The organism is Pantoea sp. Acro-807 (assembly GCF_011752675.1).
In the GTDB taxonomy this organism is placed as follows: Bacteria; Pseudomonadota; Gammaproteobacteria; order Enterobacterales; family Enterobacteriaceae; genus Pantoea; species Pantoea eucrina.
Genome location: NZ_VWXE01000001.1, coordinates 896,762 through 918,457 on the forward strand (window position 1 = coordinate 896,762; position 21,696 = coordinate 918,457).

A 21,696-nucleotide genomic window follows, 5' to 3' on the forward strand; every position below is an offset into this window, starting at 1 on the left:
ATGCACCACGCAATGGCCGCAGAGATGCTGACGCTGCCCGCTACGCTCAACAGCCTGACCCGTCTCGGCAACGCGCTGCGTCGTTTTCTGCAGCCGCTGCAGCTGCCGGAGAGCTGGATCTACCCGCTCGATCTGGCGCTGTGCGAGGCGGCGAGCAATATTATCCGCCACGGTTATCAGGATGATGCGCAGCAGCACTACCGGGTGCATTTTTCCTGTGATGAGCAGGGCGTCACCGTCACGTTGTCCGATAGCGGGCAACCGGTGCCTGAGGCACTTATGGAGCGCGCGCAGCGCGGTTTTGATGACATCGCTCTGCTGGCTGAGGGCGGCCGGGGCTGGCCGCTGATTTACGCCAGCGTGGATCGGGTCAGTTATCAGCGTCAGCCGGCAGAGAACCAGCTGACGCTGTGGCGGGCGCTACCGGGCGTCTGAGGCGTCTGAAGGTTTAAACAGCTGCCGGACAAACGCTATATAAGCCGGACGCCAGACATCCATCTCATGCCCGAGACCGGCATAGCTGTGCCACTCATGCCGGATTTTCTGCTGCTCCAGCAGCGCCTGCAGTCCGGTCATATCCCGGCCGGTGATAATATCTTCGTCACCTGCCGCCAGCGCAAACAGGCGCAGCTGACGATTGATTGCGGCGGGCTTTTTCAGCTGTGCGGTAACACGAAAGTCAGGCACGGTTTCCGTGGTGACGCCGCTGAAGATGCCGAGCCAGGCAAACCGATCCAGATGCCGCATACCGCTGACCAGCGCCTGGTAACCGCCCTGAGAGAGGCCCGCCAGCGCCTGGCCGCCAGCCTCGCTGCGCACGCGGTAGCGCTGAGCGATACGCGGCATAATCTCCTGCGTTAACTCACGATCGGCTGCCTGCGCGTTACGCGGATAGAAGGTTTCACGCCGGGAGGCGGGCGCAAAGGTCTCGGGGATGGCATCGCTGATATCCGTCTCCGTATCCGGGATCACCACCAGCATCGGGACAATTTTACCTTCCGCCAGCAGGTTATCCATGATTTGCGGGATGCGTCCCTGGGTTACCGCCGACAGCGCGGTGTCGCCAAAGCCGTGATAGAAATAGAGCACGGGCAGGGGATCCGCGGCGTCCGCCGCGCCCGGTGGCACCCAGACCGCCAGCTGTCGCTCGCGCTTCAGCACCTCTGAGTGCCAGGTCAGGGTATGGATTTCGCCATGCGGGACCTGACGCGTATCCAGCAGGCTGCCGGGCACCAGAATCAGGCTGGTATTGACCTGTCGCTGTGGTTTGGGCAGGGAATTGCCGGTATCGATGCTGCGAAAGCCATCTACGTTAAAGAAATATTCATACAGGCTCGGGGCGAGCGGTTCACTGGTAAAGCGCCAGATACCACGCTCATCCTTAGTCATGGGATGCGCGACATAGCGGTCAGGCGTGGCGCCGGTGACCACATCCACCGCTTTTGCAGAGGGTGCCCAGAGTCGCCAGGTTATGCTGTCATCGGTGTTAACTGCGGAGAGATACTGTTCAGGGACCAGCGTATCAGGCGGGCGCTGCGGCAGAGGCTGCGCACCCGCTCCGGCGCTCCACAGCGCGGTGCAGACCAGGGCAATAAGAGAATAACGCATCAGTTTTCCTTACCAATAGACGGTATTGCAAGTGTGGCACAGGCCGCCTGAAAGTGAGAGAAACGGCGAGAAAAGTGTGAGAGCTGCAGGCAATTTGCAGGAAGCGTAGCGGGAATCGCGAACTGCGCTACCTTTAATAACGGGTGCTCACGCGTTAAATAACATCATTAATAGGGGGACAGCGGTGAAAATAGCCTGTTTAGCATGGGGGTCACTGATCTGGAAACCCGGTGAACTGCCGGTGGCCGGCGAGTGGCATGCGGATGGTCCGGCGCTGCCGGTGGAGTTCTGTCGTATTGGCGATGGCGGTGAACTGGCTACGGCGCTCTGTATGAACGCGGCACCAGTTAACGTTTACTGGGCAGTACTGGCGAGCGTTTCGCTGCCGGAAGCGGTGGCGGCACTGCGTCTGCGCGAGGCGATCCCTGATGAGCGTGAAGATGGCGTCGGCATACTGCTGCAGCCGCAGCATACGCCGGGTGTGCTTAGCGACTGGGCGCAGGATCGCTGCCTTGATGCGGTAATCTGGACCGCGCTGCCGCCGCGCTATCAGCACCAGGAAGGCTTAATCCCCAGCTGCGACGAGGCGCTCGCGCATCTCGCCAGCCTGAGCGGTGAGGCGGCTGAACACGCATTTGATTATATTCGTCGCGTGCCGGCGCAGTTCGACACCGCTTATCGCCAGCGCCTGCAGGCGCTGATCGACACGTCAGCTGAAGTGGCGTAGAGCGGCGTAAAAGTTATCCTGAAGAATTTTGATGCGGTATGAGATGGCACTGTACCGTATCGTTGAACAGCTGATGACAATATTTGCAGCTGAACCGGAAAGCTATAATGTGCCGGCAGCATTCTGGCAGAAAGCGTTACCGGTTAAAGCAGCGGACATGAAAAAGTATGTGGAGCGTATTCGCCAGGATAAGCAGCGGCGACTGCAGCAGAAAAAGCAGAAGGCTAATGATCTCAACGGAAGAGGTGAGGCGGGTAGCAGGGAAAACGGTCTGACAGAGGTCTGAGGTCATTGCGTCGTTGCGGATGAAATCCATCATTTAACATAATATACATTATGCGCATTAAGGTGGCACCCGGTAATATATCGCAGAATAGACATTTATACAGAATCGGCCGCACGTACCTGGGCGCCATTAATGGCGCCCCTACAAAACCGTATGCGATCCGGATCCGACAACCGCGCGGGCCTGGGCGCCATTAATGGCGCCCCTGTGGGTTTTATGGGCGTGCGTTGAATGATGACGTGTTATCCGGGCGCTCCGGCGAATTTTGTAGGGGGCGCATTAATGCGCTCCTGGTGAACATGCGCCCGCCCCCTGGTAAAAGAACCTGCGCCCGACCCCGGCTCACGCATAAATCCGGCGACCGCCCGGCGGGATTCAATTAGCATGTATTCATGCGTCATCTTTTATCGTGGTACTTTCTGACAAAGTACCTCCGGACCACCCGATCGGCCACAGGATGTGTTAAATGAAGTTCCTTTCTGTTCAGTATCTGCGCGGGCTGGCCGCGCTGCTGGTTGTTGTTGCGCATAACGCTTTGCTGTTACCGGATGGTATGGCGGCGCATATTCCGGGCGCGCTGGGCGTCGATATCTTCTTTATCATCAGCGGCTTTATCATGACCTTTATTACGGCACACTCCGCTGAACGTCCACTGCCTTTTCTGATTAAGCGTTTCTTTCGTATCTGGCCGGTGTTTTTTCTGGTCTGGCTGGCGGCCTGGACGCTGGTTTATAACGAACGTGAATTTCAGCAGATGGGCTGCGTACTCTACTTTTGCCTGCAGGACTACAGCAGTGCCGGACCGGTGTTTGGTTACAGCGCGCTGGGGCCGCCGTGGACGCTGACCTACGAAGTGCTGTTCTATACGCTGTTTACGCTGGCAATGTGTATCAGCTATCGTCAGCGCAGCCTGGTCTGCAGCCTGATTTTTCTTACCGCCTCCGTCGGCTTTCAGCTGGCCTATAACGGCAGCGTCACCCTCTCCTCTCAGGCGTCTCCGGACCTGGTGGTAAACGCCTGGTGGCAGGCGTGGATCAAACTCAGCAGCAATACCATCGTATTTGAGTTTATTACCGGCATGCTGCTGGCCGAACTGGTCGTCAGCGGCAACATGCCGGCGCTGCGCACCCGCGGACGACGCATTGTCTGGTTAGCGCTCGCCGCCGCGGCGGGTATCGCATTATTGACAGGCCCGCAGCCGTTTGGCCTGCACGGCGGCTACTGGCTGGCCGCCATTATCATGGCTTGCGTCATTCTGCTTAGTGACGAACGACAGTCAGCGCCGCAGCCGGTGCTGAATTTCCTCGGCAACATCTCTTACTCCCTCTATCTGGTGCACTATCCGCTGCGCCGCGTGCTGCTCAACCAGCTGCCGGCTGACGCCAGCGCAGGCACAAAGCTGCTGGTCTTTGCGCTGTCGGTAAGCGGCAGTGTCGCGCTGGCTGCGCTGCTGTTTCGCTATGTCGAACGCTACGCTATCCGCGCGGGGAAAAAACTGGCCGATAGCTGTTATAGCTGGTTCTCCGTGCAAAAAAGCTGACCGAACAGCCGTGCCAGGCAGCTGAGGATACCTCCCCGCCGGGTGCTGTCCTGCTGATTGCGTCTGGCTGGAGGCGCTGGCCGATGAGGTAGGTCTGTTATTATGTTAAATAGCCCGGTTTACTCCGGGCTGCCAGCGGCGCGCTTGATCGGTGCAACCACCACGTTGACCCCGTTATCCTGCATGCGACGCAGCAGCGGCAGCGGCGTGCCCTGATTCACAATCACCACGTCAAACTCGCGCAAATCGGCAAAGCGATGCAGCGCGCGCCGGCCAAACTTGGTGTGATCCATCAGCAGAATACGCTTCTGTGCCGACTCAAACATGGCGCGCTTGGTCTCTACCGTCTCTGCTGACTGATGAAACACCGCGTCATCCACAATGGCGGACATGCTGACAAAAAAGATATCTGCGCGCAGCGAGGCGATCTCTTCGCGCGTCATGCGCCCCATAAACGCGTTACACCAGGGGTGATACTGCCCGCCCAGCCCCATCAGGGTAATATCCCGCCCGTTACGCAGCTCGTTCATCAGGGTCAGCGAGTTGGTGATCACCGTCAGCGGCGCTTTCGCATACAGCTGCCGCACCAGCTGAAACACCGTGGTGGAATCATCCAGAAACAGCGCCTGCCCCGGCTCCAGATAGCTGGCCGCCACTTCGGCAATCGCCTGCTTCTCCTCCAGCTGGCGCGTGGCGCGATAGATATCGCTCGATTCCACCAGGCTGGTTGAGGTAGCCGATACCACCCCGCGCGACTTATGCAGCAGGCCGCGCTCGACCATTTCATCAATATCACGGTGTGCGGTCATCAGACTGATACCAAACCGCGCGGTCAGATCTTCGATTCGTACGGCGCCCTCGGCCATGACCGCTTCCGCGATCAGCTGGCGGCGCGCCTGCTGGCGTGCCTGGCGACTGTCGCCGGGCAGCGTATCCGCCGTGAAAACACCAGGCAGCGTGTCGTGTGGGTTATGCGCCATATAAGTTCCGGAGAGGAGTAAAATGCAGGATTAGTTGTAATTACAGCGCGTTATACCCATTAATGCAAATAACCGATCGCCTGCACCCCGGCCAGCTGCGGCCAGCCGGGGATGCTGCGGTTACTGTTTAAGCACAAACGGTGAAATGAAGTTGCCGGCGTTCTCTTTGGTGATCAGCACGCAGTCAAACAGCTGTTTTTCAGCCGGTGCGCCGGTTTTTCCGGTTTTCAGGAAAGTATCTGCCTGCTCAATCGCTTTCTGTGCAAACAGCGCGACCGGCTGCATAACGGTATAGGCCAGCGTGCCGGCTTTCACCGCATCGACCGCGTCCGGCGTGCCGTCAAAGCCCCCGACCTTGATCTGCCCCAGTTTGCCGGCCTGTTTCAGAGCCGCAATAGCGCCCAGCGCCATCTCATCGTTACCGCTGATCACGCCTTTGACATCCGGATTCGCCTGCAGCAGCGACTGCATCTTGTTAAAGCCCTGCGTGCGATCCCAGTTCGCCACTTCCTGACCCGCCTTTTTCAGATCGGGATATTGCGACAGCACGGTATCAAAGCCGTTGGCGCGGGTTGCCGCATTGTTATCCGAGGGCGGTCCTACCAGCTCAACATAGTTACCGCTGTCGCCCACCTGCTTCACCCACTCCATGGCACCAGCAGCGGCGCCCTGCGCGTTGTTTGAAACCAGCTGCGCTTTCGCCAGCCCGCTCTGATTCAGCTCTGCGTTAATGACAAACACCGGAATATTGGCGGCAATCGCTTTTTTCACCGAGCCGATGGAGCCGTCAGCGTTGGCGGGATCGAGGATGATCGCTTTAGACTTATTGGTGATGGCGGTATCGATCAGCTGGCTTTCCGCGTTGGTATCGCCTTTATGGGCGCTGACTTTGGCGCTGTAGCCAAGTTTTTCAGCCGCCTTCTGCGCGACCTGGCCCTCCGTCAGCCAGTAAGGGTTAGAGGGATCGTTGACGATAATAGTCATCAGACCTTTATCGGCCCAGCCTGGTGCAGCAAAGGTGCTGATGGCGACGGTAGCGGCAAGCATAAGACGTTTGGTAAACATAGTGACTCCGTTATTATCAGGGTACAGGTTTTTTTTACGGATAAACGCGCACCGCAGCGGCGCGCGCAATTCAGCGGCTGCGTCGCCCGTACTGCAGCGTATTCAGTAACACGGCCAGTACAATCACGGCCCCGGTAAACACCGTCTGCCAGTAGGCAGAAACGCCGATAATCACCAGACCATCAGAGAGAAAGCCAATCACGAATGCTCCCAGCAGCGTGCCGCGCACGTTACCGCGCCCGCCGGTCAGCGCCGCCCCGCCAATGACCACGGCCGCAATCGCCGTCAGCTCGTAGGTGGTACCCGCCGTCGGGCCGGCAGAGGTGAGCTGCGAAGAGAGCACCAGCCCCGCCATCGCGGCACAGATACCTGACAGCACATATACGCTAATCTTCACGCGTTTCACCGGCACGCCGGAGAGATCGGCGGCGCGCTCATTGCCGCCTGACGCATAGAGCCAGCGGCCAAACGCGGTACGGCTCAGCAGAAAACCGCACGCCAGCGCCACCGCGCCGAGTACCAGCACGCCAACCGGAATGTTGAACAGCCGGTTAAACCCAAGCCAGTCAAAGCCGGTGTTGCCCAGGGATTCACTGCCGGAAAGCTTGTTATAGGTCAGACCGTTAGTCATCAGGAGCGCAATGCCGCGCGCCACATACATAGTGCCAAGCGTGGCCACGAAGGCGGGTACGCGGCAGATGGCAATCAGTACGCCGTTCACCAGCCCTACCAGCGCGCCCACGACCAGCGTCAGGATCGCCACGGCCCACACCGGCAGATAGAGCACCACGCCGAGCGCCTCAAGGCTGATGCCCTGCATCATAAAGCCCGCCATTACGCCAGCCAGTCCCAGCGTGGAGCCGACCGAGAGATCGATGCCGCCATTCAGGATCACCAGCAGCATACCGATAGCGGGCAGGCCGAATATCGCCACGTGTGACGCCATCGTCAGGAAGTTAGCTCCGCTAAAATAGTTAGGCGACAGAAACGAAAACGTCGCGATAATCACCAGCAGCGCAATAAAGGCGCGTCCCTCCAGCAGCAGGCGGGCCAGGTTAAGCTGTTTTGTAGTGCGGGAGGCATTCGCCGCGGGCGAGGTGGCCAGCGTTTGCGTTTGATCGGTCATACTTTTCACTCCGTTTTTCATGTTATGCCACCAGTGCTTCACCCGACGCCGCCATGATGCGCTCTTTACTCACGCTGGCGTCGAAAATGGCGGAGATACGCCCTTTGCTCATCACCACGATGCGGTGAGCGATGCTAAGACATTCACCAACCTCGGAGGTGGTATAAACCACCGCCAGCCCCTGCTTCGCACTCTCTGCCAGCAGGCGAAACACTTCTGCTTTGGCACCGATATCGATGCCGCGGCTTGGCTCATCGAGCAGCAGCACGTTGGGCCGCGTCGCCAGCATCTTGCCAATCACAACTTTTTGCTGATTACCGCCCGAGAGCGATCCGATCGCCGCGTCACCGCCTGCGGTTTTCACCGTGACGTTGCGAATGGTATCGCTTACCAGCTGCTTCTCACGGCGGGCGGAGAGCATCAGTCCCCGGACAAACTCACCGATGCTGGCCAGCGACAGGTTCTCCCCTACGCTCATGGTCTGTACCAGTCCGTCGCGCTGCCGATCTTCCGGCACCAGCGCCAGCCCGATAGCGATACGCTGCGCCAGAGATAAGCGGCTAATCTCCGTCTCCTGCAGCCGGATATCGCCGCTGCTCTGCGCAATACGTCCGGCAATGCACTCCAGCAGCTCCGTGCGCCCTGCTCCCATCAGGCCATAAATACAGACTATCTCGCCCGCCTTTATGGTCAGCGACAGGTTGTCTACCAGCCGGATGCCGGTTTTACTCTTCACCGTCAGGTTTTCAACCGTCAGCGCGGGCGGGCCAAAGGCGTAACCCTGCGGCGGCGAGCCGAGATCGAAATGCTCCCCCACCATGTTGCGCACGATCCACTCAAGATCGATATCGCTGCGCTGCGCCCAGGCGGTCATCACGCCGTCGCGCAACACAACGGCGCGGTCGGTGATCTCCAGCGCCTCCTCCAGATGATGGGAGATATAAACGATGGCGACGCCCTGGCTGGTGAGATCGCGGATCACCTGAAACAGCACCCGGACTTCGGCGGCGCTCAGAGCCGAGGTTGGTTCATCCATGATCAGGATCTGCGAATTTACCGACAGCGCCCGGGCAATCTCCACAATCTGCTGCTGGCCGAGACGCAGGTTCTCGACCGGCGTCAGCGGATCGATATCCTCTTCGAGCGCCGCCATCAGGTGCCGGGTCAGCCGTGCCTCTTCGTCGTAGTCAACGCCGGTAGCCCCCATGATTTCGCGTCCCATGAAGATGTTGTCACGGACATTCATATTGGGCGCGAGATTCAGCTCCTGATGAATAATGGAGATACCGCAGCCGCGCGCCTCGGTGGCGGAGTGAAATAGCTTACTTTCGCCATTGAGCAAAATTTCCCCGGATGTTGGCGTAATCACGCCGGATAAAATCTTCATTAAGGTCGACTTGCCGGCGCCGTTTTCACCAAACAGCGTGGTGACTTCGCCGCGGCGTATCTCAAAGTTCACGCCTTTTAGCGCATGCGTTGAGCCATACACCTTGCTGACGTTACGCGCCTGCAGCACCACTTCACCTTTTAACAGCGCCGGATTAACAGGAAAGGGTTTCATTTAACCTCCACGCTGACCGGTGTGATCAGCCAGTTACTGGCATTAAGGAGGCGAAACACCCCGATGACCTCCACGGTCTTGCCCGGCAGCGCGTTGCGGTCAAGCTTCTCCAGAACGCTGTTTTTCATGGCGCGGTTCAGCGCTGCCCCGGCGTTCTGATACTCAATCTGGTTGGTAAAATCGCCGAACTGAATAGTGCCGCTGGCGTCGCGCAGATCGGTACCGCTCAGGGCCGGCCCGGTCTGCAGGCGTACTTTCAGGCTCTCCGGCACGCCGGCGACCTGCAGCGGAAAAATCCCCTTCTCTCCCGGCTGCACCACGCCCTCCAGCCTGACCGGGATCACCGGCAGCGGCGAGCCGACACCATACTGCGCGGCGGCGGCCTGCTGGTTCGCCTGCAGCGCTGCGGCCAGCGTTTGCGCCGCAACGGCGCGACGCTCCACGCTCTGCTTCACCTCAGGGAAGTGCTGTTCCGCCCAGCTGTCTGGTGAAAAGCCCTGCTGCGTCTGCCCGGCGGCGTCGGTTCTGACAACGTGGGTATCCAGAGCAATGCCGGCTATGACGGCACAGCTCAGCACGGCGGTCAGCAGCAGGCGACGCCTGCGCTGCCGGTCAAGCTGGTGTGCGAGCACTGAAACATCAGACATAACGACACCTCATCGGGTTAACAGCCCGGAATTAACGCTGGCTGTGTTATATATGTGATAACTAATGTGATGAGAATTGTGCTGATGTGACTAAAATGTCAACAGCCCGGCGGCGATTTTTTCAGGAGAGCGATCTGGATCGCTGTTTGAACCGCAACCGCTGATAAAGGTTTAAATTCCCTTATGTCAGGGATGTTGGCGAGTATAAGTTGTCTGGAGGTGACTCAGCCGGGCGGTGATTTCGTGATCCTGCTCGCTAAGTGAAATGAAATATTTTATCTGTATTGAAATTTAATACAAAAGATATGTTATCTAAGTGAGAAAAGAAGTATCACTAGCAGCAGCATAATAATCACACGCCGTTAACACGGCATACGGCGGGATCGCAGGCAGCCCGCAGCACATACCAGGTGGAGGTGTCGGTGGAGAGTGACGATATCATTGTGGGCCTGGATTCAGGTACCTCGGTGGTCAAGGCGGTAGCCTTTGATTTGACCGGCAAACAGCTGGCCTGCGCGTCGGTACGTAACCGCTATTATCGCGCAGCAGGTGGCGCAGCGCAGCAGTCGATGTCACAAACCTGGCAGGATGCAGCCAGCGCCCTGCGTCAGCTCGGCGACCATATCGACAACCTGGCAGTCCGCGTAGTAGCGTTAGCCGTGACGGCTCAGGGGGACGGCAGCTGGCTGGTGGATGCGGAAGATCGGCCAGTGGGTGACGCCTGGATCTGGCTCGATGCCCGGGCGGCCCCCACGGTGGCCACGCTGAATCAGCATCCGCTGGCGCAGGCGCGCTTCAGCGCCACCGGCACCGGACTCAATACCTGCCAGCAGGGGGCGCAGCTGGCACACATGGACAGGCACTTTCCTGAACTGCTGGCAAAGGCTGACGTCGCGCTGCACTGCAAAGACTGGCTCTACCTTAACCTGACCGGTGTACGCGCCACCGACCCGTCTGAGGCGAGTTTTACCTTTGGCAACTTTCGTCACGCCGGCTATGACGACACCGTGATTGACGCGCTGGGGCTGACGCACCGGCGTCATCTGCTGCCGGAGATTGTCGAGGGCACAGAGACCACGCATCCCCTGACCCGCGAGGCGGCAGCGCTGACGGGCCTGCGGGCCGGGACCCCGGTAGTGCTGGGCTATGTGGATATGGCGATGACGGCGCTGGGCGCGGGCGTCCACACCGGCGAGGCCAATACCGCCTGTTCGATTGTGGGTTCAACCGGCGTCCATCTGCGCAGCGTTACTGTTGATGATGTCTGGCTCAATCCGGCGCAGACCGGCTACGTGATCCCGCTGCCGTGGCCCGGTTATGTCACGCAGGTTCAGACCAATATGGCCTCGACGCTGAACCTGGACTGGCTGCTGAATGTCGCCGGAGACCTGCTGCAGAGCTTTGGCTGCGAAACCGATCACGCCCGGCTGGTGGCGCAGATTGATAGCTGGCTGACGCGCACCCCGCCCGGCACGCTGCTGTTTCATCCCTATATTTCACTGGCGGGCGAACGCGGTCCCTTCGTGAATGCCAGCGCGCGTGCCGGTTTTACCGGCCTGCACTATCAGCACACTTTTGGAGACCTGGTGCGCGGCGTGGTAGAGGGAATTGGGATGGCGGCGCGCGACTGCTACCAGGCGATGGGTCAGGATCGGCCCGGCGAGATCCGTCTGACCGGCGGTGCGGTGCGCTCAGCGCCGCTGCGGCAGATCCTCGCGGCGGCTATCGGTGCCCCGGTGCGTATCAGCCAGCGTGAAGAAGCGGGCGCGGCCGGCGCGGCAATGATGGCCGCGGTTGCAGTGGGCGCGTTCTCTTCTATGGCCGCGTGTGCCGAAACCTGGGTCCGCCCGCTGCTTGATGCACCGGAAGCGCCGCAGCCCGATCTGATGCAGCGCTATGACGCGCTGTTTCCTCATTATCAGCAGATCCGCAGCGATCTGCCGGCCTGCTGGCAGGCGCTGAATACCTGTAACGGAGTCAATCATGAGTGACACTATGCTGGATCTGTTTGTTATTGGCGGCGGCATTAACGGCGCCGGTATCGCCCGTGATGCCGCCGGTCGCGGCCTGTCGGTGGCGATGTGTGAAAAAGACGATCTGGCGCAGGGCACCTCCTCCCGCTCCGGGAAGCTGGTGCACGGCGGCCTGCGCTACCTGGAGTATTATGAGTTCCGGCTGGTGCGCGAAGCGCTGATTGAGCGGGAAGTGCTGCTGAATGCTGCCCCGCATATTATCTGGCCGATGCGCTTTGTGCTGCCGCACAGCCCCTCCGATCGCCCTGCCTGGCTGGTACGGCTCGGCCTCTTCTTCTATGACCATCTGGGCGGCCGTAAGAAACTGCCCGGTACGCGCTCACTCGATCTGACGCGCGATCCCGAAGGCGCCCCGCTGCTCGACAGCTATAAAAAAGGGTTTGAGTACTCCGACTGCTGGGTCGATGACGCGCGGCTGGTGGTGCTGAACGCGCTGGATGCCGCTGAGCGCGGCGCAACCATTCTGCCGCGCACGCGCTGCGTTGCCGCACAGCGCCTGGCCGGCAAATGGCAGATAACCCTTGAAGATGTCAGCAGCGGCGAGCGCCGCACGCTGTTTGCGCGGGCAATCGTCAACGCGGCGGGACCCTGGGTGCTGGACATTGTGAGCGACGTGACGCAGAGCCACAGCCAGCGCCGGGTACGTCTGGTGAAAGGCTCACACCTTATCGTGCCTAAATTCTGGGAGGGTCAGCAGGCGTATCTGGTGCAGAACACCGATAAGCGCGTGATTTTTATCAATCCTTATGAAGGCGATAAAGCGCTGATTGGCACGACGGATATTCCGTGGGAAGGCAAAGCGGAAGCGGTGACCGCCGACGATACGGAACAACAGTATCTGTTAGACGTCGTTAACCGCTACTTCAAAGTTAAGCTGCGCCCGGCTGACGTTATTACCCGCTTCTCCGGCGTGCGTCCGCTGTTTGACGACGGCAAAGGCAACCCCTCCGCGGTGACGCGCGACTACGTGTTTGACCTCGATAACCAGCAGGATGCGCCGCTGCTGCACGTCTTCGGCGGGAAAATCACTACGTTCCGCAAGCTGGCAGAGCACGCCCTGCAGAAGCTAGCCCCCTTCTTTCCGCAGATGGGCGCTGACTGGACGCGTGCGGCCACGCTGCCGGGAGGCGATATGGCTGACGCCGACTTTGAAACCTTTCTTGAACAGTGCAAAGCGCGCTGGCCATGGCTGCCGCAGCCGCTGCGTAAACACTACGCCCGTCTTTATGGAACGCGCATCGCACAGCTGCTGGCAGATGCAACGGCGCTGAGCGATCTGGGACGCCATTTTGGCGGACTGCTGTATGAAGCAGAAGCACGCTATCTGGCTGACCACGAGTGGGCGCAGCAGGCGGAGGATATTCTGTGGCGGCGCACTAAACATCAGCTGCACCTTACCCCGGCGCAGCGCGATGCGTTCATCACCTGGTTTGAAGCGGCTTCCGCGCGCGTGATCCCGCTGCGCGCCCGTGCCGGACAGGAGAACTGATATGGCCCTGACTCTTTCGCTTAATACGAATCCGCTGGTTAACCGCTTTGCCGATCCGCACGACTTAATTATCACGGTGGCGGAACAGATCCGCATTCGCGACCTGCAGCTGACCCATGAATTTATCAATCCGGACTGGCCTGCCGCGACGATAACCGCAATGACGCGTCGTATGCAGCAGGCGCTGAACGCCACCGGCGTGCGCGTCACCTCCGGTATGACCGGCCCCTACGGGCGACTGAACCACTTTGGTCATCCCGATGCTGCGGTGCGCCGCTACTATATTGACTGGTTCAAAACCTTTGCGGATATCACCGCTGAACTGGGCGGTGTGGCTATCGGCTCGCAATTTGCCATTTTTACGCAGCGCGACTTCCGGGACGCAGAGCGCCGCGAAACGCTTATCGATATCGCCACTGACTGCTGGCAGGAGGTCGCTGAACATGCGCGCGCGGCGGGGCTGAAATATCTTTTCTGGGAGCCGATGAGTGTGGCGCGCGAGTTTGGCGAAACCATTCCCGCCGCGCTGGCACTGCAGCAGCGCCTGAGCCAGCGCGATTTTGCCCTGCCGATGTGGATGATGGCGGATATTGATCACGGTGATGTGACCTCGGCCGATCCGCAGGATTACGATCCTTACGCCTGGGCCGAAGCGGTGCCGCGCTGCTCACCGATCATTCATATCAAGCAGAGCATGATGGATAAAGGCGGGCATCGTCCGTTTACAATGCAGTACAATGACGGCGGCCGTATTCAGCCGCAGCCGCTGCTGGAGGCGCTGGCGCGTGGTGGCGCGCAGGATAATGAAATCTGCCTGGAGCTGAGTTTCAAAGAGCGCGAGCCCACCGACAGTCGCGCCGTGGCGGAGATCGCAGAGAGCGTCGCTTTCTGGGCCAGCCATATTGAAACCGGCGTGGCGGACCTGCATCTGGCGACGCACCGGCCCGCCGGAGCGCACAGCTAAACACGCGGGCCGGAGCCCGCGTCGTCTTCTACTCTGAATGGACAAAGACATGAAATCCGCACCTGCTTCTGCCGATCGTGATGACTCTCTGGCGCTGCGTGCGGCCTGGCTGCACTACGTAGGCGGCCTGACTCAGGCTGAAGTCGCTAAACGACTGGGGCTGCCTTCGGTAAAAACGCACCGCCTGATTGCTCGCATGGTGGCGGAAGGCGCAGTAAAAATCACCATTGATGGCGATATTCTCGACTGCGTGGCGCTGGAGGATAAGCTGCGTCAGCACTTTGGCCTGCGGTTTTGTCAGGTTGCGCCCGATCTGGGTGAGACCGGGCTGCCGGTGCGGGCGCTGGGGATGGCTGGCGCGGACTATCTGCGCCAGCTGCTGCTCGGCGCGCCCGCGATTACGCTCGGGCTGGGGCATGGCCGTACCCTCTCCGCGGCGATCCATCAGCTGGCGCGCCTTGAGGCACCACAGGCGCGTTTTGTGTCGCTGCTGGGCTGCCTGACGCGCAACTATGCGCTCAACCCGCATGATGTTATGCACCGCATCGCCGCCAAAACCGGCGCGCAGTCTTACATGATGCCGGTGCCGTTCTTTGCGAACACTGAAGAAGATCGCGATGTTCTGCTGGCGCAGCGCGGCGTCAGCGAGATTTTTGATATGGCCGCGCGCAGTGAGGTCAAGCTGGTCGGTATCGGGACGGTAGAGCCGGCGGCTCAGCTGGTTGAAGCCGGCATGCTCGAAGAGGCGGAGATCAACGCCCTCTCAGCTGCCGGCGCGGTGGGAGAATTGCTGGGCCACTTTTTTGCCGCCGACGGCACGCTGATCCACAACTCACTGACGGCGCGGACACTTTCCGTGCCGCTCAGCCAGAACCGCAGTGAGATTGTGGCGCTGACGGGTGGCCTGAGTAAAGTGGCGGCTATTCGTGCCGTGCTGAGCAGCGGTCAGCTCTCCGGGCTGATCACTGATGAGGTCACGGCGCAGGCGCTGCTGATATAACGCTGACCGGTCAGTAAAATAGCGCTCTGCACCGCCAGGTTAAATCTGCGTGACCTCCGTTCCCTGCGCCGTCAGCAGCGCCTGAGCGGCCGGATCAAGCTCGCTGTCGGTAATCAGCTGCCTGAACGGCTGATGCGGCGCCAGCGCATAAGGGTGGATCTGACCAAATTTAGAGGAGTCGGTCAGCGCAATAGTGTGCGCAGGCTTTTCCAGCAGCGCATGAACCACATCGCAGCGCAGCATGTTGCGCCCGGTAAAGCCGGTGGCGCGATCCCAGCCATCAATGCCGATAAAGACTTTATGAAAGCTGAGCTGCTGAATACAGAGCCGGGTCAGCGGACCGACCACCGACTCACTGCTTTTCTGAAACAGACCGCCGAGAATAATGACGTCGCCGCCCTTTTCACGCAGCAGGCCGGCAATATAGTGGCTTACCGTGACCAGCGTAACGTCATGCCGCTCGCTCAGCGCCTGTGCCAGCAGCGCATTGGTGCTGCCCCCCTCAATAAATACCGTTTCCCCTGCATTCACCAGAGAGGCGGCATAATCGGCCAGCCGTTTTTTTACGGCAAGGCGGGTTTGCATCCGGGCGCTGACATCGTCACCGCCCGCAGCAACGGCGGAGCCATGCACCCGACGCAACAGCCCCTCTTTTTCCAGCTGGTTAAGATCCTGGCGCATCGTGACTTCAGAGACGCCGGTGGTCAGCGCCAGCTCGCTGACGCTGACGCTGCCGCGCGCACTGAGCAGCTCGATAATTGACTGATGACGTGCGTTCATAGTGTCCTGCAGTTAGTCAGTAAGGCCCAGCGCCTGACGGCCGCGGGCGTTCAGATGCTGGGGCGTAAAGCGATCCTGCCAGTTAACCTCATAATCTTCACGCGGGAAATCACCGGGTGAAACACCCTCTGTCAGCGCCTGCGCCACCTGATGCGCGTAAGCGCGATTTTTGTCGCACATCGGCGCGGCCGGAATATACATCACATTACCCCAGCCCTGCTGATCTTCTACCGGCGCGACAGAATGTATCACATCGCAATGCCACCATACGGAATCGCCCGCTTCCAGCGCCGGAATGGAGCAGAGTCCGGCAATCAGTTCAGGATGCCAGCGCTCCGATACCGGCAGGACTTTACCCGGCTCAACCCCGCATAGCTCCTCTTCCGGTACATCGCTGAGCAGAGGACGCAGCAGCAGTAACGCCATTGCCTGCGGCACCGGCACAACGTGCAGCAAACCCTGACCCGGCTGCATATCAGAGAGCGCCGTCCAGCCCTGAAACGTACGGAATACCGAACATTTTGTGGTAGTACCGGACTGGTATTCATTTACCTCTGTGCGGTATGCCGCATCCCACGAGTCGTACTGTGCAAAGCGGTTATTAAAGATATGTCTGAATACCTGCTGATAAGCCGGCAGCAGCCAGCGCTCCAGCGCACCGGAATCGGTATGCGCACCGAGCCCTTTAGAGGTTGTGCCGGGCAGCCGCCGGCGGATGCGGTCGGGATAGATAATGCTGACATCAGGGTCAAACCAGCGTTTACCCTGAGAATCAAACCGCCACAGGTGATTGAGGAATCGCTGGGTGGCAGCCATCGCCTCACTCTGCCGCGCGGCCATTTGCGCCTGACTCCAGTAAATCGGATAGATTTCCGGCCGCGACGCCGCAAGATTGCCAAAGAAATCATCTCCCGGTCCCCGGTAGCCGGTCATAAAATCGTTATCGTCCAGATAACGCATCATCGATGCATCCCATCCCAGCGCGCATTCGCGGCTGAAATTACCTTTTACCACAACACAGCCGCGCCGCCGGATATGTGCTTTCTGCGCCTCACTGATTTCACCTGCGGCTATCGCCTGCCAGCTCAGCTGGGGCCAGGCGGAACCAGACTGCGCCTCTTCATTTCTGGCCGCGGCAAGCTCCGTCACCACGCTCTCCCGCACCTGCTTATACAGCGCCTCCACATCTCCGATCTGCTGGCGCAGCTGCTGCTTCATCTGACGAATGCTTTTTCTGAAATCGTCGGGCTGCTGCTCTGAAGAGAATAAAGTGGTCACAGAAATCACCTCTCGCTCTGGTTTCAAATGAAAGTTAATAACGTTTCATTCATAACACGCAGCTGGCGTATGGCAAGCCGGTTGTGGCGGAAAGCCGGACGCGGTCACAGTTGGCAGGAGGTTTCATTTGAAAGTGTGAGGTAACAGAGCGCTCAGCTCCTGCGGGCTGCCCTGCCCGCGGCTTATATTTTCTGTCAGGCAATTTTTTGCAGAGGAGGTTAACCCTTTTTATCATGGGAAAAATTGTTTGTTGTAACTACTAAGGTGCTACCAGATAACGATACTGAATAAATTCTGTTTTTGTCGCCATCCGGTCGTACAGCGCCCGTGCGGCGACGTTGCCCTCCTGCGTGTTCCAGTAGACCCGTGAACAGCCGCGCGCTCTGGCCTGCTCATAGACGGCCAGTATCAGCGCTTCGCCCGCACCGTTACCGCGCGCCGCTTCTGCGACAAACAGGTCCTGCAGATAACAGTAGTCACCGCGCGTCCAGGTGGAGCGATGCGTCAGAAAATGCACCAGCCCCACCATGCTGCCACCCTGCTCCAGCACCAGACAATACATCGGTTCCGCACGGGAGAGCATGCGCCGGAACGTTTCGCCGGTCGTCGCCTCATCAATCTCTGTCTGATAAAACTGCTGGTAGCCCTGCCATAACCGCAGCCAGGCCACATAATCCTCAGCCCGCAATGCCCGTATATTCATCGTCTCTCCTCACTTTGCCAGCGCACGGATAATCTCATCTGCAGCAATAACGCGATCGTCATTGGGTATCCATTTGTTGGCCAGCATAATCAGCCCCACCCTTTGGGAAGGGATAAACACCGCATAGGCTGAAAAGCCATTGGTTGAGCCGGTTTTGTTATACCAGGCGCGCAGCGGCACCGGCGCAGAAGGAGAAACCGGCGTGGCCCGCATACCGTTAAGTATGATTTTGCTGCTGTTCCCCGCCACCAGCTGCTGCTGAGTAACAGGCAGCGGGTAGTACTCCCACATCATCGCCTGCGTAAATGCCGCCGTGCGAAAATAGCCCTGATGGGTGGCAGCCACCGCCTGCCGCCAGGCAGGTACCACGTTAATCTCTCCCATCTGAATGCCGATCCAGCGAATCAGATCTTCTGACGTTGATTTCAGCCCATACGCTTCTGCATCCAGCGGCCCGGGCGTCACGCGTACCGGCCGGTTCTGTTTATCGTAGCCCTGCGCGTAATCCGGCATGGCGCGCGGCGGCACCTGAAGAAAAGTACGATGCATTCCCATCGCCGGCAGCAGCATCGACTCCATTGCGCGCATAAATGACATATTCAGGCTCTTCGCCGCTATCATGCCGAGCATACCGATACCGAGGTTTGAATAGATGCGCTCTGTTCCCGGCTCTGCCTCAGGCTGCCACGCCTTATACCACTGCATCAGCTGCGCGCTATCCGTGACCTCCTCCGGCACAAACAGCGGCATGCCGCTGGTATGCGTCGCCAGGTTCAGCAGCGTAACGCGATCGAGCGCGCTGCCCTGCAGAGCAGGCAGCCACTGGCTGGCGCTGTCGCGAAGCTGCATTTTATGCTGCTGTACGGCGTAGCTGGCGAGCGTGGCGGTAAAGGTTTTGCTCAGCGAGCCGATCTCAAACAGCGTGCGGGAGGTGACCGGCTCTCCGCGATCGGTTGAAGTGACACCGTAACTATAAAAGGTCGTCTGGCCCTTGTTCAGCACGGCAACCGCCATGCCGGGGATCGCAAAGCGCGCCATCAGCGGCTCAATAATGTTATCCGGTGCCCGGGCAGCAGCGGAAGTGGCGATAAACAGCAAAAATGTAGCCATAACGCGGCGTCGCATGAATAATCCTTATTCCTCAGAACCAAAAGCGGTGCGCATAGTATATCCGCCCCCGGCCCACCCCACATGCCCATTCGTGGTGTAAGTGAACAGAGTCACATCCTGAGTAAGCGGGTTTGCCGTTTTGGCTGCGCACTCCTATACCTTTGACGGATAAGCCTTCACCGTCAGGGAGCGTGCTATGGCTACTGTGTTAACCCGTAATGAGCGTCTCGACAGGCTGCGCCAGCGTCAGATTACACCGGTCCTGATTGCCGGAGGCGGCATAAACGGCATCAGTACCTTTCGCGAACTGGCCCTTCAGGGCATCCCGGCTATTCTGGTGGAGCGCGATGACTGGTGTCAGGCGGCAAGTGGTGCCCTGTCGCGCATGATCCATGGCGGCCTGCGCTATCTTGAAACCGGTGAGTTTGGTCTGGTTAAAGAGTCGGTGATCGAGCGCGACCGGCTGCTGAAAAACGCGTCGCACTATGTTTTCCCGCTGCGGACGACGGTGCCGGTGGAAACCTTCGGCGGCGGCATGGTCAACGCCACGCGACGGTTTCTGCGCCTCAGTGACAAACCTGCCCGGCGCGGTGCGCTGCTGATCAAAACCGGCCTCAGCCTGTATGACCTCTATACGCGCCAGTATGGCTCCATGCCTAAACATCAGGTACGAAGCGAGGCGGCAACCCGCGATCGCTGGCCGGGCTTTGCGCCGTGGGTGAAATATAGCGCCAGCTACTATGATGCGTGGATCAGCGCCCCTGAACGGCTGGGGCTTGAGCTGGTGGAGGATGCGGAGCGCGCCTGCAGCGACGCGCTGGCGCTGAATTATATGCAGTTAATCAGCAGCGACGGTGAGAGCGTCACGCTGAAAGATACGCTGAGCGGAGAGCAGTTTCGCCTGCAGCCACACGTGCTGGTCAATGCCGGCGGCGCGTGGATTGATCGGCTTAACCAGCAGATCGCGCCCAAAAGCGCCCGGCAGAAACTGATTGGCGGCACCAAAGGGTCACATCTGATCCTCGATCATCCGGAGCTGCTGCGCATGCTTGATGGTGAAATGGTCTACTTCGAGAATCAGGAGGGGCGCGTCTGCATCCTCTATCCGTGGGGAGGTAAAGTCCTGGCCGGCTCAACGGATATCCGCGTTGACGATCCCGATAACGTGGTCTGCGAGGCAGCCGAGAAAGCGTATATTCTTGAGTCGCTGCGCTTTGTCTTTCCTGAGGTGGTGGTGCCGGAGTCCGCCGTGGTCTACACCTTTTGCGGCGTACGTCCGCTGCCTGCCAGTGATGCAAAGCTGAGCGGTCAGATATCACGTAACCACTCGCTGGTGATGCTGCCGCCCGATCCCACCCGCGCCTGGAGCACGCTCTGTCTGGTAGGTGGTAAGTGGACCACTTTTCGCCGCTTCGGTGAAGAGGCGGCCGATCGCGTTCTGCGGCTGCTGGGCGAAAAGCGCCATGTTTCCACCACTGATTTAGCGATTGGCGGCGGGCGCGACTTCCCTGCTCCGGCGGCCCAGCCCGCCTGGATCGCCCAGCTGGCGCAGCAGCATGCGCTGCCGCTGCCGCGCGTCACGCAGCTGGTAAAACGTTACGGCAGCCGCGCCTTACCGCTGCTGTCGCTGCTGCGCGATGACGACCGTCCGCTGCATCATCACGCCGATTACAGCGCCACGGAACTGCGCTATCTGACAGAGCATGAGCAGGTGTGCCAGCTGGAAGATCTGCTGGTGCGCCGCACGTCGCTGGCGATCGGCGGCGAGCTGACCCCGCCGCTCATTCAGGAGATCTCGCTGCTGATGGCGCAGACGCTGGGCTGGAGCGAGCGTCAGCGGGTACAGCAGCTGCAGCGCTGCTGCGCGTCGCTGGCGCGTTTTCACGGTCTGCATGGCCTCTACCCTACGGTGATGCAGCAGGAGGCACAGCATGTCAGCGAGCAATAAGGCACGCATGAAGCGGTTATTCCGTCACGGCCGCTGTCTGGACGTAGCGGTCGATCACGGTATTGCCAATGAACCCGATTTTCTGCAGGGGCTTGAGAATATTGACGCGGTGATGCAGAACCTGATTGCCGCGCAGCCCGATGCGATTCAGCTCAATTACGGACAGGCAGATCTGCTGCAGTGCGCGGAAGGAGCGAAACCCGCTCTGGTGCTGCGCACCGACGTCGGCAACGCCTATAACGCCGTGCGCCATCGCGAGATGTGGGCAGTGCTGCATAATCCCGATGAGCCGGTTCTGGCGGCGCTGCAGCTGGATGCGGCCGCCGTGGTGGTGAATCTTTATCTTATCCCCGATGAACCCGCGATTTTTCGCATGTGCATCGAAAATATTGGCCGGCTGCGCCATGCGTGCGACCGCTACGGCATGCCGCTGATGATTGAGCCGCTGGTGATGGCACCCGCCGGTCAGGGGGCCGCCTACGGTTCACTGGGCGATGCAGAGCAGATTGTTCCGCTGGTGCGGCTGGCGCGCGAACTGGGCGCCGATATTATTAAAGCGGATCCAACCGATAATCCGGCTGATTTTCACCGCGTGGTAGAGGCGGCGCGCTGTCCGACGCTGGTGCGCGGTGGGGGTAAAGGCGAGATCGGTGCGGTACTGCACAAAAGCGCGCTGCTGATGGCGCAGGGTGCCAGCGGCATGGTGTATGGGCGCAATGTTTATCAGCACGCCTCTCCTGCCCGGGTCGTCGCCGCCCTGATGGCCATTATTCATCAGGGTGCCAGCGGCGAGGATGCGCTGGCCCTTTATCAGCAGGCTGACGCCTGACCTGGCGCACGTTCTGTGCGCG

General features: G+C 59.7%; 20 protein-coding genes. 10 read left to right on the forward strand and 10 right to left on the reverse strand.

Annotated features, from left to right (window positions below; all coding sequences use genetic code 11):
* Positions 1–435 (forward strand): ATP-binding protein, encoded by a 435-nt coding sequence (locus tag F3J39_RS04260; RefSeq protein WP_052246490.1) that lies wholly within the window; start codon positions 1–3, stop codon positions 433–435.
* Here F3J39_RS04260 and F3J39_RS04265 read toward each other — a convergent pair.
* Positions 421–1,608 carry an alpha/beta hydrolase-fold protein gene (locus F3J39_RS04265; RefSeq protein ID WP_104084969.1) on the reverse strand — a complete coding sequence of 396 codons (1,188 nt, stop codon included), beginning with the start codon at positions 1,606–1,608 and terminating at the stop codon, positions 421–423. The genes F3J39_RS04260 and F3J39_RS04265 overlap by 15 nt on opposite strands.
* A gap of 184 nt (positions 1,609–1,792) precedes the next feature.
* Between F3J39_RS04265 and F3J39_RS04270 the strand changes: the two genes are divergently transcribed.
* From F3J39_RS04270 to F3J39_RS04280, 3 genes are all read left to right on the forward strand, one after another.
* Positions 1,793–2,335, forward strand: coding sequence for a hypothetical protein (locus F3J39_RS04270; RefSeq protein ID WP_071668817.1), 543 nt, complete (start codon positions 1,793–1,795; stop codon positions 2,333–2,335).
* 43 nt (positions 2,336–2,378) lie between these two features.
* Positions 2,379–2,621 carry a hypothetical protein gene (locus F3J39_RS04275; protein ID WP_146065229.1) on the forward strand — a complete coding sequence of 81 codons (243 nt, stop codon included), beginning with the start codon at positions 2,379–2,381 and terminating at the stop codon, positions 2,619–2,621.
* A 466-nt stretch (positions 2,622–3,087) separates the two neighbouring features.
* Positions 3,088–4,161 (forward strand): acyltransferase, encoded by a 1,074-nt coding sequence (locus F3J39_RS04280; RefSeq protein ID WP_104084972.1) that lies wholly within the window; start codon positions 3,088–3,090, stop codon positions 4,159–4,161.
* A 119-nt stretch (positions 4,162–4,280) separates the two neighbouring features.
* Here F3J39_RS04280 and F3J39_RS04285 read toward each other — a convergent pair whose 3' ends face one another.
* The 5 genes from F3J39_RS04285 to F3J39_RS04305 all read right to left on the reverse strand — a co-directional run bounded on the left by F3J39_RS04285 (position 4,281) and on the right by F3J39_RS04305 (position 9,540).
* Positions 4,281–5,141 carry a DeoR/GlpR family DNA-binding transcription regulator gene (locus F3J39_RS04285; RefSeq protein ID WP_039384361.1) on the reverse strand — a complete coding sequence of 287 codons (861 nt, stop codon included), beginning with the start codon at positions 5,139–5,141 and terminating at the stop codon, positions 4,281–4,283.
* A gap of 120 nt (positions 5,142–5,261) precedes the next feature.
* Positions 5,262–6,206, reverse strand: coding sequence for a D-ribose ABC transporter substrate-binding protein (locus F3J39_RS04290; protein WP_104085346.1), 945 nt, complete (start codon positions 6,204–6,206; stop codon positions 5,262–5,264).
* Between the two features lie 70 nt (positions 6,207–6,276).
* A complete protein-coding gene (locus F3J39_RS04295) occupies positions 6,277–7,332 on the reverse strand; it encodes an ABC transporter permease (protein ID WP_071668920.1) in 1,056 nt (351 codons plus the stop codon).
* Positions 7,333–7,354: 22 nt separating this feature from the next.
* Positions 7,355–8,893 (reverse strand): sugar ABC transporter ATP-binding protein, encoded by a 1,539-nt coding sequence (locus F3J39_RS04300; RefSeq protein ID WP_094110895.1) that lies wholly within the window; start codon positions 8,891–8,893, stop codon positions 7,355–7,357.
* Positions 8,890–9,540 carry a DUF2291 family protein gene (locus tag F3J39_RS04305; protein WP_104084973.1) on the reverse strand — a complete coding sequence of 217 codons (651 nt, stop codon included), beginning with the start codon at positions 9,538–9,540 and terminating at the stop codon, positions 8,890–8,892. Before F3J39_RS04305 ends, F3J39_RS04300 begins: the two co-directional genes overlap by 4 nt.
* A 422-nt stretch (positions 9,541–9,962) precedes the next feature.
* Here F3J39_RS04305 and F3J39_RS04310 point away from each other — a divergent pair, with 422 nt between their 5' ends.
* Genes F3J39_RS04310 through F3J39_RS04325 form a run of 4 tightly spaced genes read left to right on the forward strand, consistent with a single transcriptional unit; the run spans position 9,963 to position 15,026 of the window.
* Positions 9,963–11,531 (forward strand): FGGY-family carbohydrate kinase, encoded by a 1,569-nt coding sequence (locus F3J39_RS04310; RefSeq protein ID WP_104085348.1) that lies wholly within the window; start codon positions 9,963–9,965, stop codon positions 11,529–11,531.
* Positions 11,524–13,062 (forward strand): glycerol-3-phosphate dehydrogenase, encoded by a 1,539-nt coding sequence (locus tag F3J39_RS04315; protein WP_071668821.1) that lies wholly within the window; start codon positions 11,524–11,526, stop codon positions 13,060–13,062. The genes F3J39_RS04310 and F3J39_RS04315 overlap by 8 nt, the downstream gene beginning before the upstream one ends.
* Before the next feature lies 1 nt (position 13,063).
* On the forward strand, positions 13,064–14,026 hold the full coding sequence (locus F3J39_RS04320; protein ID WP_166713851.1) for a TIM barrel protein: 963 nt from the start codon (positions 13,064–13,066) through the stop codon (positions 14,024–14,026).
* Positions 14,027–14,075: 49 nt separating this feature from the next.
* On the forward strand, positions 14,076–15,026 hold the full coding sequence (locus tag F3J39_RS04325) for a sugar-binding transcriptional regulator (RefSeq protein ID WP_039385931.1): 951 nt from the start codon (positions 14,076–14,078) through the stop codon (positions 15,024–15,026).
* A gap of 39 nt (positions 15,027–15,065) precedes the next feature.
* Here the strand turns inward: F3J39_RS04325 and F3J39_RS04330 are convergent, their stop codons facing one another.
* The 4 genes from F3J39_RS04330 to ampC all read right to left on the reverse strand — a co-directional run bounded on the left by F3J39_RS04330 (position 15,066) and on the right by ampC (position 18,912).
* Positions 15,066–15,806, reverse strand: a complete 741-nt coding sequence (locus F3J39_RS04330) for a DNA-binding transcriptional regulator YciT (RefSeq protein WP_039384365.1) — start codon at positions 15,804–15,806, stop codon at positions 15,066–15,068.
* A 12-nt stretch (positions 15,807–15,818) separates the two neighbouring features.
* Complete coding sequence (locus F3J39_RS04335; protein WP_166713852.1) at positions 15,819–17,084, reverse strand: YbiU family protein; 1,266 nt, start codon at positions 17,082–17,084, stop codon at positions 15,819–15,821.
* Between the two features lie 259 nt (positions 17,085–17,343).
* Positions 17,344–17,787 (reverse strand): GNAT family N-acetyltransferase, encoded by a 444-nt coding sequence (locus F3J39_RS04340; RefSeq protein WP_145339072.1) that lies wholly within the window; start codon positions 17,785–17,787, stop codon positions 17,344–17,346.
* 9 nt (positions 17,788–17,796) lie between these two features.
* The gene (ampC, locus tag F3J39_RS04345; protein WP_166713853.1) at positions 17,797–18,912 is read right to left on the reverse strand and encodes a class C beta-lactamase; all 1,116 of its coding nucleotides are present in this window, start codon (positions 18,910–18,912) and stop codon (positions 17,797–17,799) included.
* A gap of 181 nt (positions 18,913–19,093) precedes the next feature.
* On the opposite strand from ampC, the gene F3J39_RS04350 reads away from it, so the two are divergent.
* The gene (locus F3J39_RS04350; protein WP_039384369.1) at positions 19,094–20,845 is read left to right on the forward strand and encodes a glycerol-3-phosphate dehydrogenase/oxidase; all 1,752 of its coding nucleotides are present in this window, start codon (positions 19,094–19,096) and stop codon (positions 20,843–20,845) included.
* Positions 20,829–21,674 carry an aldolase gene (locus tag F3J39_RS04355; protein WP_104084977.1) on the forward strand — a complete coding sequence of 282 codons (846 nt, stop codon included), beginning with the start codon at positions 20,829–20,831 and terminating at the stop codon, positions 21,672–21,674. The genes F3J39_RS04350 and F3J39_RS04355 overlap by 17 nt, the downstream gene beginning before the upstream one ends.
* Positions 21,675–21,696 lie beyond the last annotated feature (22 nt).